Origin of the sequence: Kitasatospora sp. NPDC018058, from assembly GCF_044327205.1 — a bacterium.
Taxonomy (GTDB): domain Bacteria; phylum Actinomycetota; class Actinomycetes; order Streptomycetales; family Streptomycetaceae; genus Kitasatospora.
In genome coordinates, this window is sequence record NZ_JBIRFA010000020.1 from 26,462 (window position 1) to 41,689 (window position 15,228).

Here is a 15,228-nt window from a genome sequence, read left to right on the forward strand (position 1 = left end):
ACAAGACCGTGCGGATAGCCGTCACCGGTGGCTGCGGGTTCATCGGCTCACACGTCGTGGACCACCTGATCGCGGCCGGCCACGAAGTCCTCGCCGTGGACCCGAACGACAAATACCTCCACCCCGACGCCGAGCACGCCCGGATCGACGTCCTCGACCTGCCGGCGCTGACCTCGGCGCTGGCCGGCAGCGAGGTCGTCTACCACCTCGCTGCGATGGCCGACGTCGAGCAGGTCTTCGCCGACCCGGTCCGGGCCGTGCGCACCAACATCGACGGCACCGAGGCCGTCCTGGAGGCCGCCCGGCGCAGCGGCCTGAGCCGCACCGTCCTGGCGAGCACCGTGTGGGTCTACGGCGCCGCCCTCACCGACGAGCAACTAGACGGCGAGGAGCAGGAGTTGGACGAACACGTGCCGATCGAGCTGGAGCACAGCGGGCACCTGTACGTGGCCACCAAGCTCGCCGCCGAGATGCTGGCGCACAGCTACCGCGAGCTGTACGGGCAGCACTTCACCATCCTCCGCTACGGCATCCCGTACGGCCCGAGGATGCGCGACGAGCTGGTCGTCGCCCGCTTCGTCCAGGCGGCACTGACCGGGCGGCCGATCACCATCGCCGGGGACGGCCGGCAGAGCCGCAACTTCGTCTACGTCGAGGACCTCGCCGACGCCCACGTCCGGGCCCTCTCCCCCGACGCCGAGGACCAGACCTTCGCCCTGGAGGGCTCGACGGCCGTCTCGGTGCGCGACATCGCCGACACCGTCGACCGGCTGCTGGGACCGGTCACCATCGAGCACATCGACGGCCGCAAGGCCGACTACACCGGGCGGCGGATCTCCTCCGCCCAGGCCAAGCGGCTGCTCGGCTGGTCGCCGCGGACCAACTTCGCCGACGGCGTGCGCCGGTACGCCGACTGGTACCGGACCTCCGCCGCCGCGTCCGCCGCCGGCTGACCGGGGCCGCCCGATGCCGCACGCCCTCCTGGTCTCCGGCTCGCTCGGCCGGGGCCACGACGTGATGGCACAGGCCTGCGCGGACACCCTGCGGGAACGCGGCTGGACCACCAGCACCGTGGACGCGATGGCCCTGCTCGGGCAGCGCTCGGGCGCCGCCGGGGAGGCCGTCTTCCGGCGGCTGCTCGACCTGCCCGGGGCCTACGACGCCTTTCACTTCTCGGCACTACGCCCGGGCGCGCGGCTCGCCCTGCTCGTCGACGCGGCCGCCCGGACCCGGCTGGTCCCCGCGCTGCGGGAGCTGGTCGGGGCACAACGGCCGCAGCTGGTGGTGTCGGTGTTCGCCACCGCCACCTCGGCGGTGAACAAGCTGCCGGACCGGGACTTCCCGCACTTCGTGTTCTGCACGGACGTCACGCCGCACCGGCTCTGGGTGCAGGACGGCACCGACGTGTTCCTGGTCACCTCCGAGGTCGCCGCCTGCGCGGTGCGCCGCTACCGGCCGGACGCCGACATCGCCGTGGTGCCCGCCCCGCTGCGGCAGCCGTTCTACCGGGCGCCGGGCCGGTCCGAGGCGCGCGCCGAGCTGGGCGTCCCGCCGGAGGCCGAGTGCGTCCTGCTGATGTCCGGCTCCTGGGGGCTCGGGCCGATCGCCCGCACCGCCGCTTCGCTCGCCTCCGCCGGGCCGCACGTGCTGGCCGTGGCGGGGCGCAACCAGGAGCTGGAGCGGCGGCTGCGGGCGGCCGCACGCGGCCGCCCCCGACTGCACCCCTTCGGCTACACCGACCGGATCCCGGCGCTGATGGCGGCCGCGGACCTGGTGGTCACCAGCTCCGGCGACACCTGCAGCGAGGCCCGGGCGCTCGGGCGGCGACTGCTGCTGCTCGACGTGGTGCAGGGCCACGGGCGGGACAACCTCCAGCACGAACTGGAGCTCGGCCACGCCGATGTCGCCACCGCCCGTCCGGCCGAGGTGGTCCGCAACGCGCTCGCGGCACTGGGGCGGCCGGAGCCGCAGCCGTCGGTCGGGGCCTCGCCGGACGGGTGGCGCAAGGGCTTCGGGGCGGCGCTGGAGCGGGTGGGGTTGGTGTAGCCCGGCAGCCCGGCGCGGGCGGCCGTGGCTGCGGGCGGGGCGGCTCCAGGCGAGGTGGGCGCGGACGGGTTCGTGCGGTCGGGGTGGGTGCGGGCGTTGTCGGAGTGGTGCCGCCCTGACGACGCGTCCGCCGCGCGGCCTGCGTCCACCGGGCCCTGGTCCGGCGGCGCGCCGTCGTCCCGACTAGCCCTGGCGGTGGGCGAGAGGCGGGACGGCGTGGTCGCGCAACGGGCCGAGGGTGAGGGCGCGGCCCCGGCAGTGGGCGGCGATCAGCGGGAGGGCGGCGAGAGTGGCGCGCCAGGAATCGGGGGCGGAGGTGCAGTCGGAGTCGTGCAGCAGAAGGGTCGCTCCGCCGGTGAGACCGGGGCGGGCGGAGGCGTAGACGGAGGCGCCGGTGGCCTCGGCCGTCCAGTCGCGGCCCCAGGCCGTCCACAGCACGCTGCGCAGGCCGAGGCGGCGGGCGGCCAGGGCCGGGCCGGCGGTCAGCACGCCGTACGGCGGGCGGTACCAGAGCGGGCGGGCGCCGCACAGCTCGGTCACGGCCTCGGTGGCGCGGCGCAGTTCGCGCAGGTCGCGGGCCGGGGCCGGGTACCACTGCTGCCGGTGGTGCCAGCCGTGCACGGCGACCTCGTGGCCGCGCAGCACCAGTTCGCGGCCGAGCGCGGGAGCGCGTTCCAGCATCGCGCCGAGCAGGAAGAAGGTGGCGCGGGCACCGAGTTCGTCCAGGGCGTCGAGGACGTACGGGGTGCTGCGCGGGTCGGGGCCGTCGTCGAAGGTCAGGGCGAGGTGGCGCGGGTCGGAGCCGTACCCGGCGGTGCGGCGGGCCAGGGTGCGGCGCACCGGCGGGAGACGGACCGCCGCCGGGGCGAGGTGCAGGAACTCCAGGCCCGCCGCGGCGGCGAGGGCCGTGGTCACCCGAAGGCTCATCCGAAGCGGGAGGCCATCCGCCGGAACACGCTGGGCGCGACACCGTGGATCCGGGCCGGGAAACCGAGCCAGTGCGGCACGTAGAGGCGGTCACGCTCGGTGGTGATGGTGGCGACGACCGTGTCCGCGACCCGCTCAGCCGGGACGGGGCGCGGCCGCTCGCGATGGTACGGGGTCCCGCGCCGGTCGAAGAACGGGGTGTCGACCGCTCCCGGCAGGACCAGGCGCACCCCGACGCCGGTGCCGCGCAGCTCGTACCAGAGGCTCTCGGCGAACATCGCCAGGCCGCCCTTGGTGGCCGCGTAGCCGGATTCGTCGCGCACACCGACCTGCCCGGCCATGGAGCCGAGCAGCACGATCCGGCCGTGGCGGCGTTCCAGCATGCCGGGCAGCAGGAGGCGGACCAGGCGCAGCGGGGCGGCGAGGTTGACCTCGATCATCCGGTCCAGGGTGTCGGAGGGTGTCTCGGCGAACGGCCCGCGCCAGCCGAGGCCCGCGCTGGCGATCAGCGCGTCCACCCGGCCGGTCTCGGCGAGCGCGGCCTCGGCGAGGCGGGCGGGGCCGTCGGGTTTGCTGAGGTCCTCGGGCAGGGCGCGTCCACCGGTGCGTTCGGCGAGCGCGTCCAGGCGGGCGCGGTCGGTGCCGGAGAGCAGGGTCCGCCAGCCGGCGTCGGCCAGACGGGTGGCGGTGACGAGTCCGATGCCGGAGGAGGCGCCGGTGATCAGCACGACGGGCCGGTCGGTCGGTTCCGACCGCCGGGATCGGGGCTGGACTTCCTCCGCCATCGTGCACCTTCCGCTCCGTGGGCGTTCCACCGTCCGATTTGTCCGGCACGTCACCTTCGCACGGCAGAGCCGTCCGGGCTACCGGGGCGGGACGACGGGCTCCGCCTCGATGTCCGCCTGCGGGGCGTACAGCTCGGCCGACTCGCCCTCCAGCTCGCCGAACCGGGAGAGCAGGAACGTTCCGCCGACCGCCACGGCGAAGCCCGTCAGGGCGCACCAGGCGAAGCCCGGACGTGCGGCGTCCCCCAACGACAACACCCCGACCAGGGCCGGGCCGAAGGTCTCGGCCACCGTCCCGGCGGCGGTCGCGGCCGTCACGGTGCCGCGCTGCAGGGCCAGGGCGTACGCGAGGTAGCCGCCGAGCCCGCCGACGGCCAGGGCGTAGGCGGCGGGATCGGTCAGGACGCCGACCAGGCCGGAGGTGTCCATGACGCGCACCGCCACGCTGGTGATCCCGAAGCCCACCCCCGCCAGCAACCCGAGCCCGACCGCCGCCGCGGTGCCGTCCCGGCGGACCAGGACCAGGACGGCCAGGAGCATGACGGCCGTGGTGGCCAGCAGCGCCCAGTGGAAGGCGGCCGGGGCGTACTCCCGGCCCTCCGTACCGGAGCCGAGCGCGAGCAGGGTGAGGCCGATGACGACCGCGAGGATGCCCCCGACATCGCTGCGGCGCAGTCGGGCACCCAGTAGCCGGACGGCGGCCAGGGCGGTGACGGCGAGGCTGGCGTTGGTGACGGCCTGGACCAGGAAGAGCGGGAGGCTGCGCAGGGCGACGATGCTCAGCACGAAGCCCAGGATGTCCAGGAAGGTGCCGACGATGAACTGCCAGGACCGCAGCAACGCGGCCAGCAGGCCCGCCCGCACCCGGTCCGCCCGCGGCGCCGAGCGCGCCCCGCGCGCCTGGAACACCGCCCCGAAGCCGAAGCAGACGGTGGCGACCAGCGCGGTGGTGAGTCCCAGCAGCATGCCTCTCCAGCCTCGCCGGGCGGCATCGGTGTCACCACCAGTCTGTGCCCGGGGTGGCGGGGGCGCACGGGTGAGCCGGGTGGGCGTGACGGTCGTTCCGGGCTCGACAGGCCGAGCGGGGCCGGTGGGTCGGATGACGGGTACCCGTGGCCCGACCCGCCGGCAGGAGTCCCCCGCAGCGGCCGACCGCCCCGGCGCTCAGAACACGAAGTAACTCGCGCCGAAGGTCGAGGCGGAGTGGCCGGGGTCCACCTCGGCGGTCACCGGGCCCTGGCAGTTCGCCGCGGCGTGCACCAGCACCATGGAATGGGTGCGGTTCTGGAGGGAAACCGGCGACGAGGTCGCATAGCAGCCCCGCTGGGGGTTCTCGTGGGGCACACCGTTCACGATCAGGACTCCCGTCGCTGCCTGGGCGGGAACCGCGAGCGCGAACACACTGGCGGTGGCCAGCAGGCCGACCGCCGCGACACGACGACGCATGACCGTTCTCCTTCTTCAGGGGTTTCAGGGGCGCATGGCCGGAACGGGCGCCCTCTCCAGCCATGGCTTCCCCTCGCGCCCCGCCCGTGTCGGAACAGGCCCGGCTACCCCTCGAACAGGCGAGGGCGCCGGACCACGGGATCAGCCGAGCGCGGTGGCCAGCAGTGCGGCGGTCTTGGCGACCAGCGGTTCGTCCGCCCGGGCGGCCGGGTCCGTCGGCTTGGTGGTCAGCACGGCGAGGACCACCGGGTGGCCGGCCGGGGTCCAGGCGATGCCGACGTCGTTGGTGGTGCCGTAGCTGCCGGTGCCGGTCTTGTCGGCGAGCGTCCAGTCCTGCGGCAGGCCCTCGCGGAACCGGTGGGTGCTCGTGGTGTTGCCGCGCAGCCAGGTGAGCAGGTGCTCGCGCTGCCGGGGCGGGAGGGCGCGGCCGAGGGCCAGGTGGCGGTAGGTGCGGGCGATGGCGTGAGGGCTGGTGGTGTCGGTGGTCCGGTCCGGCTCGGCGGAGTTGAGTTCGGGCTCCCAGCGGTCCAGCCGGGTGGTCCGGTCGCCGATCGAGCGGCAGAAGCGGGTGACGGCGGTCGGTCCGCCGAGCTCGCGGAGCAGCAGGTTGGCGGCGGTGTTGTCGCTGTGGTCGATGGCGGCCGCGCAGAGCTCCCCGACGGTCATGCCGTCGGCCAGGTTGGCGGGCAGTCCGGTGACGGGTGCACCGCCGGCGCGGTCGATGTCGGCCTGGGCGTAGTGGATGCGTTCGGCGAGGAACTCGCCGTCGTGGTCGAGGTCGCGCAGGACGGCGCCGACGGCGACGGTCTTGAACACCGAGCAGATCGGGAACCGCTCGTCCGCCCGGTAGCGGACGGTCCGGCCGGTGGCGAGGTTGCGTCCGTAGACGCCGAGCCGGGCGGAGTGCGCCTGTTCGAGCTCGGCCAGCGAGCGGTGGGTGTCGAGCCCGTCCGCCGCGTGTGCCGTTCCGCCGGTCGACGCCGCGACGGCGACCGCCGCCGCTCCCACGCCGAGGGCCAGAACGGAGCGGCGGCTGTGCCGGGATTCCGAAGACTGCGCGTACATGGTTCCCCTCTGTCCGAATCGCGCGGTGCGAACCGCGTCCTTGTTCGACAGGACGCGGTGGCCGCTCCGATGGTTCGTCAACAATCGGGGACGTCCGACGGGTCAGGGCCGAAGCGCCACGCCCGCGTACCCGGTGGACTCGGAGGCCGAGAGGGGTGGCTCGTCCGCCGTCGGTCGCCAGTGCGGGATGGGGACCACGCCGGGGGGCAGCAGGCTCCAGCCGTCGAAGAAGCGGGCGAACTCGGCGCGGGCGCGGGCCTGGACGGCGGTGCCGGCGGCCTCGTAGATGCCGATGACGCGCCCGATCTCCTCGGGGGCGAACTCCGCGGTGAGGTGGGTCATCACCAGGGCGCTGCCCGGGGCGAGGACGGACTTGAGGTGGTCGACCAGCTCGTAGGCCCCGTGGGCGTCGGGGACGAAGTGGAGCAGGGCGTTGAGGGAGAGCGCGACCGGGCGACTGAAGTCGATGGTGTCGCGCAGACCGGGTGCGGCGAGCAGGCCGACAGGGTCGGTGACATCCGCCTCGACGTACGCGGTGCGCCCCTCGGGGTTGCCGGTGAGCAGGGCCTGGGCGTGGGTGAGGACGATCGGGTCGTTGTCGGCGTAGACGACCCGGGCGCGCGGTTCGACGCCCTGGGCGATCTCATGCAGGTTGGGCGAGGTGGGGATGCCGGTTCCGATGTCGAGGAACTGGTCGATGCCGGCCAGGGCGAGGGCGCGGGTCGAGCGGTGCATGAAGGAACGGTTGGCCCGGGCGGCGTCGTGCACCCAGGGCGCGATGGCGAGGACGTGCCCGGCGGCCTCGCGGTCGGCGGCGAAGTTGGTGAAGCCACCGAGGAAGTAGTCGTACATGCGGGCTGAATGCGGCACGTTCAACCGCAGGTCGACTCCGTCGTAGAGACTCATCTCACTCCCCCCTCGGCATCGCGGACACCGTCCGATTGCTGCCCACGCTGTCCGGGGGCCAATCGTCTCCACTCGGGCTCAACGAATCGCTACATCCCATGAGATGACAATCTGTATTCGATTTGCAGCCTGGAGTGACAGGCCTGATGGAATGAGGATGGGCACGGACGGCCCGACCCTCGGGTGGCGCGGTGAGTAGCCGGCGGCCACGGAAAGCAGGCTCGATGACGATCGACAGGGGTGCCCCCGTGCACGGGTACCGGGGAGGGGCGGCGGTGGAGCACACCGGCGGGACCGGGACGCAGTGGGCGACCGAAAGCGGCGTCGGCCTGCGCCTGGACCTCACCTACGCCGCGTTCTGCGAGACCCACCAACCGGCTTGGCACGCCCTCGCGTTGACCCGGATAGGCAGCCGGGCCGACGCCGCGCTGGTGGTCGAGGCGGTCAAGACCGACCTGGCCCGCAGCTGGCCGCAGGTGCTGCGGTTCGAGGAACCCGCCGCGTACGCCTGGCGGTTGGCCACCCGGCACGTCGCGGACTGGGTGGCCGCCGATGAGCCGGTCGAGGTGGAGGCGGTCACCTTCGCGGCCGTGATCGGGGCGTTCAAGCGGGTCGCCGACGGGCTGCTGCACAGCGAGGCCGATGAGGTACGGCTGTACGCGGCGATCCTCGAACTGCCGGACCGGCAACGGGATGTGGTGATCCTGCGCTATCTGCTGGGTCTGCACGCCAAGGTGATCGCCGCGTACCTGGGACGGCCGGTGGCGACGGTGCACTCCAACCTCCGGCACGCCCGGGAGCGACTGGCACTCCGGCTCGGTGTGCGCGAACTGCCGGACCGGGGAGGGGAACTGTGACCACCGGCCACGAGGAGCGGGCACCGAACGGGGCGTGCACCGTCGGCGGGGGGCGCGCGGTGTTCCACGTGCCCCGACCCGCACGCGCCCACGCCGAGCGGATCGCGGCCCTGCGGCAGGCCCGGTTGACGGCCGCCCCGGCCCACCTGCCCACCGAGCACGAGCAGGCCGCCTTCGAACTGGGCCTGGTGGTCGCCCTGGTGCTGGGCGCGCCGTGCGCCTCCCGGGGACTGGACCTGCTGGTCAACGCGCGCCGGATCCAACCGGAGGGAGCGGAGGTGTTCGGCGCGCTGCTGTACGCCACCGGCAAGGAGGAGGGCGCCGAGTTCTGGTGGCGCTTCGCCGCCGGCTCGGGCAGCGGGACGGCCGCGTACTGCCTGCACCTGCACCACCTCAAGCTCGGCGAGACCGACGACGCCGACTACTGGCGGGCCTGGTCGGAACAGCTCTCCACGGCCGAACGCCCGCCCGCGCCGGGGCCGTTGTTGATGGGCAGGCCACTGCTGCCGGAGGACGTGCGGCGCGACATCCTCGCCCGGGTGCACCACGGGCTGGCGCCGCAGCTGCCGCCCGCGCTGGTCGCGGTGATCGACCGGCTGCCGTTGCAGGGCGGGGAGAGCGGGGACGAGGAGGAGGTGCCGAACCCGTGGGGGCTCACCTCGGGGGCGACTTCGGCCTGCTCCTGGGACCTTCCGTGGGGGCACGCCGAGGGGCGCGAGGACTCGTCGGGGTGAGCTGATCGCACCGGCCCGCGCTCCCTCGTCCAGGTGAGCGCGGACAGTCCGGCGACGATCCGGCCCTCAGTGGTCCAGTCCAATCCCCCAATCCCCGCAGCCGAAAAGGCAGTCCGGAAAGGCCGTTCACCGGAGGCGGCGATAGACTGCCCAGCATGGGAGAGCGCCCCGGCGCGCCCACCGCGCCGCCCCTCGTCCTGGTCACCGACCGCCACTCCCAGCTGGTCGACCCGACCCGGGCCTACCACCTCGGCCGCGACCCGACCAGCGAGATCGTCCTGGACGACCCCCGGGTCTCCTGGCACCACGCGGTGCTGCGCGCCGCCGAGGGCCACTGGCTACTGGAGGACGTCGGCAGCACCAACGGCACCTACGACCAGGGCCAGCGGATCAGCCGCGAGGACGTCGGCCCCGGCACCCGGCTGCACTTCGGCGATCCGGCCACCGGCCCCTCCGCGACCTTCACCGAGCTGCCCGGCCCCGCCCCGGGCGAGCACACCGCCCTGCTCACCCCGCAGTCCTCCGGCGTCTTCCGCAGCCCGAGCACCGTCCTCCAACTCCCCGGCCGCACCGTACGCATCGGCCGCTCGGACGACAACGACCTGGTGCTGGACGACCTGGTGGTCTCCCGGCACCACGCCGAGCTGCGGGAACTGCCGGCCGGCGGACACGAGATCGTCGACCTGGACAGCCACAACGGCACTTACCTCAACGGCCGTCCGGTCGAGCGCGCCCCGGTCGGCCCGGCCGACATCGTCGGGATCGGCCACTCCGCGCTCTGCCTGGTCGACGGCCGGCTGGTCGAGTACACCGACACCGGCGAGATCTCGCTCGACGTCCAGCACCTGGTCGTCCGGGTCGGCCCCGACCACCGGGTGCTGCTGGACGACGTCAGCTTCCCGCTCGCCGAGAAGGCGCTGCTCGCGGTGGCCGGCCCGAGCGGCGCGGGCAAGTCCACCCTGCTCAACGCGCTCACCGGGCTGCGCCCCGCCGACCAGGGCACCGTGCTGTACGACGGGCGCGACCTCTACCACGACTACGCCGAGCTGCGTCGAAGGATCGGTCTCGTCCCGCAGGACGACATCCTGCACACCCAGCTGACCGTCCGCCGGGCCCTGTCCTACGCCGCCGAGCTGCGCTTCCCCGGTGACACCGCGAAGGAGGAGCGGGAGGCCCGGGTCTCCGAGGTGATCCACGAACTGGGCCTGGACCAGCGGGAGGAGCAGGTGATCGCCAGTCTCTCCGGCGGCCAGCGCAAGCGGGTCAGCATCGCCCTCGAACTGCTCACCAAGCCCTCGCTGCTCTTCCTCGATGAGCCGACCTCCGGCCTGGACCCGGGCATGGAACGCTCGGTGATGCACCTGCTGCGCGGGCTGGCCGACGACGGCCGCACGGTCGTCGTGGTGACGCACAGCGTGCTGAGCCTCAACGTGTGCGACCGCCTGCTGGTACTCGCCCCCGGCGGCCGGACGGCCTACTACGGGCCACCGACCGAGGCGCTGGCGTACTTCGGCTACGAGGAGTGGCCGGAGGCCTTCGAGGCGTTCGAGAACGACGCCGAGGGGATCTGTCGGCAGCGGTTCCGCGCCTCGCCGCAGTACCAGCGGTACGTGAAGGCCGAAGCGGCGCACCCGCTGCACGATCCAGTGGCGTCCACCCCGACGATCGGCCACGAGAAGCCGCAGAGCTGGCTCGCCCAGTTGGGCACCCTGGTGCGCCGGTACACCGCGGTGCTCGCCGCCGACCGCCTGTTCCTCACCGTCATGGTCGCGCTGCCGTTCATCATCGGCCTGATGTGCCGGGTGATGGCCGGCTCGCGGCTCACCGATGAGAACGCCATCAACTGCCTGCTCACGCTCTGCCTCGGCGGTGTGCTCATCGGCTCGGCCAACGCGGTGCGTGAGGTGGTCAAGGAGCGCGCGATCTACCGGCGGGAACGCGTGGTCGGACTGTCCCGCTCGGCCTACCTGGTCTCGAAGGTGGTGGTGCTCGGCGCGATCACGGTGGGTCAGGCCGCGGTGCTGACCGTGGTCGGCCTGGCCGGGGTCACGCTCACCGCGCAGGCGCGGCCGAACGCCCCGCCCCCGGTGACGACCGGCGTGCTGATGCCCCAGCTGCCCGAACTGATCATCGCGGTCGCACTGCTCGCGTTCTCGGCGATGACGCTCGGCCTGGTGGTCTCCGCGCTCGTCGACAAGGAGGAGACCACGATGCCGCTGCTGGTGCTCCTCGCCATCGTCCAGATCGTCTTCAGCGGCCTGATGCTCAAGCTGCAGGGCGTGCCCGGCCTGGAGCAGTTCGCCTGGCTGATTCCGTCCCGGTGGGGCCTGTCAGCCATGGCCCGTACCGTCGACCTGAGCCAACTCACCGTCCCGACCCCGATCACCGCGGACCCGATGTTCCGCCACGAGCGCGCCGGATGGGTGCTCAGCATGGTCGTGTTGCCCGTCCTCGCGGCGGCGTACGGGTCGGTGGTGCTCGCCCTGCTGCGGCGGCACGAGCCGACGATCATGCGCAAGTAGCCGCCCCGGCCCCCGCCGGTAGAGTGGGAACCGAACTGTGGTGCGAGTGCCGCACGTAGCCCCTGCCCCCGGCTCCGGCTCGCGCGGCGGAGGAAGAGCCGCCGATGGACGAGTTCGCGTTCCGCCCCACCCATGTCGCGCCGCCGACCGGGATGGCGACCTGGGCGGCCCCGGATCCGGCGCGACCCTCCGCCCGGCTGGACCCGCTGCTCCCGCTGCGGCTGATCACCGGCCAGGGTGACTGGGCGCAGGTGCTCTGCGCCAACGGCTGGACCACCTGGGTGGACGGCCGCCTGCTGGTGGCCCTCCCCCAGCCGCCGCCCGCCGCCGGGGGCCCGCCCGCCCGGACCGCCGACCCGCGCCCGGCACTCGCCGAGGCCGAGGCCGCGCTGACCCGCTACCGCGCCCTGCTGGAGGACCTCGCGGTCGGCGTCCTGGACCTGGAGTCCTTCCGGGAGCGGGCCCGCGGCCTGCGGATCGGCCTGGTGGCGGACGGCGAGGAGCTCTGGGTGTTCGACCCGGTGCACGACCGCTGGTGCTACTGCGACGGGCTGCAGCTGCAGACCTACGCGGCCACCGACCGGCCCTCGCCACAGCCCGCGCTCTCGCCTCCGCAAGCGCCCGCGCCCGGGCCCGCGCCCGCTTCCCCGACCCCGTCGGTGCGCAGCCCGTACGCGCCCACCCGGACCGGCGAGCCGTGATCCCCGCCCAGCCGCCCACCACCACCGGCCTGCCCGCCGGACTGGTCGGACGGAAGGTCGCGGGCTACCGGCTGGAGGGCGAGATCGGGCGCGGTGGGATGGCCGTGGTCTACCGGGCCAAGGACCTGCGACTGGGCCGGACCGTCGCGGTCAAGCTGCTGGCCCCCGAGCTGGCCCGCAACGAGGTGTTCCGGCAGCGCTTCATGCACGAGTCCGAGGCCGCCGCGGCGATCGACCACCCGCACATCATCCCGGTGTTCGAGGCGGGCGAGCACGACGGCATCCTCTATCTCGCGATGCGCTACGTCGAGGGCGGGGACCTGCGCGGACTGATGAACCGGGCGGGCCCGCTCCCCGTCGAGCGCGCCGCCCGGCTGGCGCTGCAGATCGCCTCCGCGCTGGACGCCGCGCACGACCACGACCTGGTGCACCGGGACGTCAAGCCGGGCAACGTGCTGGTCGCCGCCGGGACCGACAGCGAGCACCCCGAGCACCTCTACCTGGCGGACTTCGGGCTCACCAAGAAGTCCCTGTCGCTCAGCGGGCTGACCAGCGTCGGCCAGATCGTCGGAACGCTGGACTACGCGGCGCCCGAGCAGATCTCGGGCAAGCCGCTGGACGGGCGCTGTGACCAGTACAGCCTGGGCTGCGTGGTCTTCGAGATGCTCGCCGGTGCGCCGCCGTTCCGCCGGGAGAGCGACCTCGCACTGCTCTGGGCCCACCTCAACGACCCGCCGCCGCTGCTGAGCGAGCACCGGCCGGACCTCCCGTCGGCGGTGGCGGCGGTGGTCTCCCGCGCCCTTGCCAAGGTGTCCGGGGAGCGGTACGCCAGTTGTCTGCAGTTCGTCGCCGAGCTGCGGGCGGCCATCGTCCCCGCCCCGTGGGCCGGTGGCGGGCCGCCGACCCAGGTCGTCCCGGTGGTCGACCCCGGCCTGCTCCGGGTCCCCGAGCCGCCCGCCTGGGCCGTGTCAGCGGTCCACCCACCACCCCGGAACTGAACCGCCGGGACCGTCCTGCCCCGAGAGCCAGAGGGAGCCGCCGACCATGAACGCCGTGAGCCAGGTCTTCGCCATGCTCGCCGCCGCGATCCACCTGGTGGTGTGGCCGCTGGAGAGCTACCTGTACGGGCACCCACGGGTGCGCTACCTGCTCACCGGCAGCACGGCGGACGCCCCGGAGGTCCGGCTGTGGCGCTTCAACGTCGGCTTCTACAACCTTTTCCTGGCCCTCGGCCTGGTCGCGGGCCTGGTCCTGCTGCACACCGGGCACGCCGGGTCGGGGCGGCCCGTGATCCTCTACATCGGCGCGTTCATGGTGGCCGGCGGGATCACCCTGTTCGTGTCCGAGCCGAAGCTGTGGCGCGGCGCCCTGGGCCAGGCCGTCCCGGCGGCGGTCATCCTGATCGCCGGGGCGGTCTGAACCTTTCGGCGGGCGGTCTCAGCCGCCGCTCTCCGTCACCTCGCCGCGATGCCGGAACCGGGCCGCGAGCAGCGCGCCGAGCGCTCCGGTGAGCAGCCCCCAGCCCGCCGCCAGCGGGACGGCCGTCCAGAACTCCAGGAGCAGGGTCAGGCTGCCGCTGCCGAGCCCGGCCACCGGGTTGTTGCCGCCGAGGACGGTGTTGAGAAGGTCGGCGAGACCGCCCTGGCCGAGGCCGACGCCGAGGACCGAGAGCCCGTAGTGGGCGTCGATCCGGGTCCACAGGCCGACCAGCAGCACGGTGACGGCGGTGGCCAGGGCGAAGCGGACGGCGTGCTGCCAGAGCCGCACGGTGCGCGGGGAGCGGTGGGCGGCGAGGAAGGCGGCGGCGAGCAGCAGCACGGCGGCCACCGCCAGCAGCCACCAGCTACGGGCGTCGTGTTCGGCCAGGGTGCCGAGGTCGACGGTCGCCTCCTCACCATTCGGGGTGCGTAGCACCGCGCTGAGCGGTTCGGGGACGGGCAGGCCGAGCGCGCCGACCAGCTGTCCGTGCCACCGGGCGCCGAGCCCGATGCCGAAGGCCAGCCAGACCAGATCGGGCAGGGCGAGCAGCACCACGGCCAGGGTCTGTCGGGCGTTGCCGTGCACGATCGCGGTCAGCACCCCGGCCACCGCGCCGATCGCCACATACGCCAGTAGCACCATCCAGAGCGCGAACGCGGCCGGGCGGACGGCGAGTTGGTAGCGCAGCAGGATGCCGGGCAGCGGCGCCCGCCGGGAGACCGCGAAGACGGCCGCGAGGACGAACAGCAGCCAGGCCAGCCCGATGCCGATCGTGGTCAGGCCGTCCGCGTGGAAGCCGACCTCCGGGGTGAGGCCGAGCGCGCCCCCGATGGACTGCACCAGGCCGCCGCCGAGTTGGATCACGAAGGTGTGCGTGGCGACGACAGTGATCAGCACCAGGGCGAGCACCCAGAGCACCACCGTCCGGGCGATGCGGCCCAGCAGTTCGCCTCCCCCGGCCACCGCTCGGAAGCGCAGCTGACGCAGGAACACCTCGGCCATCGCGACCGCGCCGACCAGCGAGACGGTGAGCGGCATCGCGGTGATGCCGGCGTCCACGGCGGCGAAACTTCCCGCGCCGCCGTCGAGTTGGACGGATCCGCCGACGGCGAGCGCCATCGTCGCGGCGAGGACGGGCGGGAAGCCGCCCTCGGGGAGGTCGCCGGCGCCGGCCAGCCAGAGGCCGAGCGCGGCCGTCACCGCCATCGCGACCAGCCCGGCCAGCACCACGGCGAGCGCGTCCAGCCAGCCGCGTGCGGCGCCGGGCGGGCCCGCGGCCCGGGTGGTGGGCTGCTGCATGCCGCCTCCTCTGGCTCCGCGGGCCCGATCGGTTCCCGGCGGTCGGTTCCCCGGGGTGTCGGTTCCCAGCGTGACCGACGGCGGATGGGCACGCTCGGCGACGACCGCGAAACCTGCTGTTGCGGCGAACGGGCAGCGGGGGAGAAATGGAACCCGATATGGCAGGAGCTTCCCGTGCCGGCCGTACGCGCCGGCCGCCTGCGAAACGGAGCCTCGATGAGTTCCCAACCGCCTCCCTCCGGCCCGCCGAACGAGCCGCCCGTCGGCCCGCCGGCCGGTCCCCCGTCCGGCCCCCTCGCCGGGCCCCCGCCGGGTGGCGGTACGGCCGGACCGCCGTCCGGACCGCCGTCCGTACCCCCGCCGCCCTCCGGCCCGCCTGCGGGCGGTGGCAAGGGTGGCGGGCCGCGCACGCCGTGGTGGCGTTCCGGGAAGGGCCTGGCGGCGGCCGCCGCCACACTGGC

The 15,228-nt window shown here is 74.0% G+C and carries 15 protein-coding genes; 8 read left to right on the forward strand and 7 right to left on the reverse strand.

Going from position 1 to position 15,228, the window contains the following annotated elements:
• The first annotated feature begins 8 nt into the window (after window positions 1–8).
• Entirely contained in the window at window positions 9–953 is a 945-nt protein-coding gene (locus tag ACH4E7_RS26755) for an NAD-dependent epimerase/dehydratase family protein (RefSeq protein ID WP_396251590.1), read from the forward strand.
• A gap of 13 nt (window positions 954–966) precedes the next feature.
• On the forward strand, window positions 967–2,046 hold the full coding sequence (locus ACH4E7_RS26760; protein WP_396251591.1) for a hypothetical protein: 1,080 nt from the start codon (window positions 967–969) through the stop codon (window positions 2,044–2,046).
• Window positions 2,047–2,229: 183 nt separating this feature from the next.
• Here ACH4E7_RS26760 and ACH4E7_RS26765 read toward each other — a convergent pair whose 3' ends face one another.
• The 6 genes from ACH4E7_RS26765 to ACH4E7_RS26790 all read right to left on the reverse strand — a co-directional run bounded on the left by ACH4E7_RS26765 (window position 2,230) and on the right by ACH4E7_RS26790 (window position 7,175).
• Window positions 2,230–2,961, reverse strand: coding sequence for a polysaccharide deacetylase family protein (locus tag ACH4E7_RS26765; RefSeq protein WP_396251592.1), 732 nt, complete (start codon window positions 2,959–2,961; stop codon window positions 2,230–2,232).
• 8 nt (window positions 2,962–2,969) lie between these two features.
• Entirely contained in the window at window positions 2,970–3,758 is a 789-nt protein-coding gene (locus tag ACH4E7_RS26770) for an SDR family NAD(P)-dependent oxidoreductase (RefSeq protein WP_396251593.1), read from the reverse strand.
• Window positions 3,759–3,836: 78 nt separating this feature from the next.
• Window positions 3,837–4,724 (reverse strand): hypothetical protein, encoded by an 888-nt coding sequence (locus tag ACH4E7_RS26775; RefSeq protein WP_396251594.1) that lies wholly within the window; start codon window positions 4,722–4,724, stop codon window positions 3,837–3,839.
• A 198-nt stretch (window positions 4,725–4,922) separates the two neighbouring features.
• Window positions 4,923–5,204, reverse strand: a complete 282-nt coding sequence (locus tag ACH4E7_RS26780) for a hypothetical protein (protein WP_396251595.1) — start codon at window positions 5,202–5,204, stop codon at window positions 4,923–4,925.
• A gap of 141 nt (window positions 5,205–5,345) precedes the next feature.
• Entirely contained in the window at window positions 5,346–6,269 is a 924-nt protein-coding gene (gene bla / locus ACH4E7_RS26785) for a class A beta-lactamase (protein ID WP_396251596.1), read from the reverse strand.
• A gap of 102 nt (window positions 6,270–6,371) precedes the next feature.
• Complete coding sequence (locus ACH4E7_RS26790) at window positions 6,372–7,175, reverse strand: SAM-dependent methyltransferase (protein WP_396251597.1); 804 nt, start codon at window positions 7,173–7,175, stop codon at window positions 6,372–6,374.
• 224 nt (window positions 7,176–7,399) lie between these two features.
• On the opposite strand from ACH4E7_RS26790, the gene ACH4E7_RS26795 reads away from it, so the two are divergent.
• The 6 genes from ACH4E7_RS26795 (at window position 7,400) to ACH4E7_RS26820 (ending at window position 13,408) form a co-directional block, all read left to right on the forward strand.
• Window positions 7,400–8,032, forward strand: coding sequence for an RNA polymerase sigma factor (locus ACH4E7_RS26795; RefSeq protein ID WP_396251598.1), 633 nt, complete (start codon window positions 7,400–7,402; stop codon window positions 8,030–8,032).
• Window positions 8,029–8,766, forward strand: a complete 738-nt coding sequence (locus ACH4E7_RS26800) for a hypothetical protein (protein WP_396251599.1) — start codon at window positions 8,029–8,031, stop codon at window positions 8,764–8,766. The genes ACH4E7_RS26795 and ACH4E7_RS26800 overlap by 4 nt, the downstream gene beginning before the upstream one ends.
• A 155-nt stretch (window positions 8,767–8,921) precedes the next feature.
• Window positions 8,922–11,288, forward strand: a complete 2,367-nt coding sequence (locus ACH4E7_RS26805) for an FHA domain-containing protein (protein ID WP_396251600.1) — start codon at window positions 8,922–8,924, stop codon at window positions 11,286–11,288.
• 104 nt (window positions 11,289–11,392) lie between these two features.
• On the forward strand, window positions 11,393–11,989 hold the full coding sequence (locus tag ACH4E7_RS26810; RefSeq protein WP_396251601.1) for a hypothetical protein: 597 nt from the start codon (window positions 11,393–11,395) through the stop codon (window positions 11,987–11,989).
• Window positions 11,986–12,987, forward strand: a complete 1,002-nt coding sequence (locus tag ACH4E7_RS26815) for a serine/threonine-protein kinase (RefSeq protein ID WP_396251602.1) — start codon at window positions 11,986–11,988, stop codon at window positions 12,985–12,987. The genes ACH4E7_RS26810 and ACH4E7_RS26815 overlap by 4 nt, the downstream gene beginning before the upstream one ends.
• Window positions 12,988–13,033: 46 nt before the next feature.
• Entirely contained in the window at window positions 13,034–13,408 is a 375-nt protein-coding gene (locus ACH4E7_RS26820) for a DUF1304 domain-containing protein (RefSeq protein ID WP_396251603.1), read from the forward strand.
• Window positions 13,409–13,426: 18 nt separating this feature from the next.
• On the opposite strand, the gene ACH4E7_RS26825 is transcribed toward ACH4E7_RS26820, so the two are convergent.
• The gene (locus tag ACH4E7_RS26825) at window positions 13,427–14,767 is read right to left on the reverse strand and encodes a streptophobe family protein (protein ID WP_396251604.1); all 1,341 of its coding nucleotides are present in this window, start codon (window positions 14,765–14,767) and stop codon (window positions 13,427–13,429) included.
• Window positions 14,768–15,228 lie beyond the last annotated feature (461 nt).

Coding starts and splice junctions, on each gene's coding strand:
- ACH4E7_RS26760 (WP_396251591.1), top strand. CDS start 967: ATGCCGCACGCCCTCCTGGTCTCCGGCTCGCTCGGCCGGGGCCACGAC.
- ACH4E7_RS26770 (WP_396251593.1), bottom strand. CDS start 3,758: ATGGCGGAGGAAGTCCAGCCCCGATCCCGGCGGTCGGAACCGACCGAC.
- ACH4E7_RS26775 (WP_396251594.1), bottom strand. CDS start 4,724: ATGCTGCTGGGACTCACCACCGCGCTGGTCGCCACCGTCTGCTTCGGC.
- ACH4E7_RS26780 (WP_396251595.1), bottom strand. CDS start 5,204: ATGCGTCGTCGTGTCGCGGCGGTCGGCCTGCTGGCCACCGCCAGTGTG.
- bla (WP_396251596.1), bottom strand. CDS start 6,269: ATGTACGCGCAGTCTTCGGAATCCCGGCACAGCCGCCGCTCCGTTCTG.
- ACH4E7_RS26790 (WP_396251597.1), bottom strand. CDS start 7,175: ATGAGTCTCTACGACGGAGTCGACCTGCGGTTGAACGTGCCGCATTCA.
- ACH4E7_RS26795 (WP_396251598.1), top strand. CDS start 7,400: ATGACGATCGACAGGGGTGCCCCCGTGCACGGGTACCGGGGAGGGGCG.
- ACH4E7_RS26805 (WP_396251600.1), top strand. CDS start 8,922: ATGGGAGAGCGCCCCGGCGCGCCCACCGCGCCGCCCCTCGTCCTGGTC.
- ACH4E7_RS26810 (WP_396251601.1), top strand. CDS start 11,393: ATGGACGAGTTCGCGTTCCGCCCCACCCATGTCGCGCCGCCGACCGGG.
- ACH4E7_RS26820 (WP_396251603.1), top strand. CDS start 13,034: ATGAACGCCGTGAGCCAGGTCTTCGCCATGCTCGCCGCCGCGATCCAC.
- ACH4E7_RS26825 (WP_396251604.1), bottom strand. CDS start 14,767: ATGCAGCAGCCCACCACCCGGGCCGCGGGCCCGCCCGGCGCCGCACGC.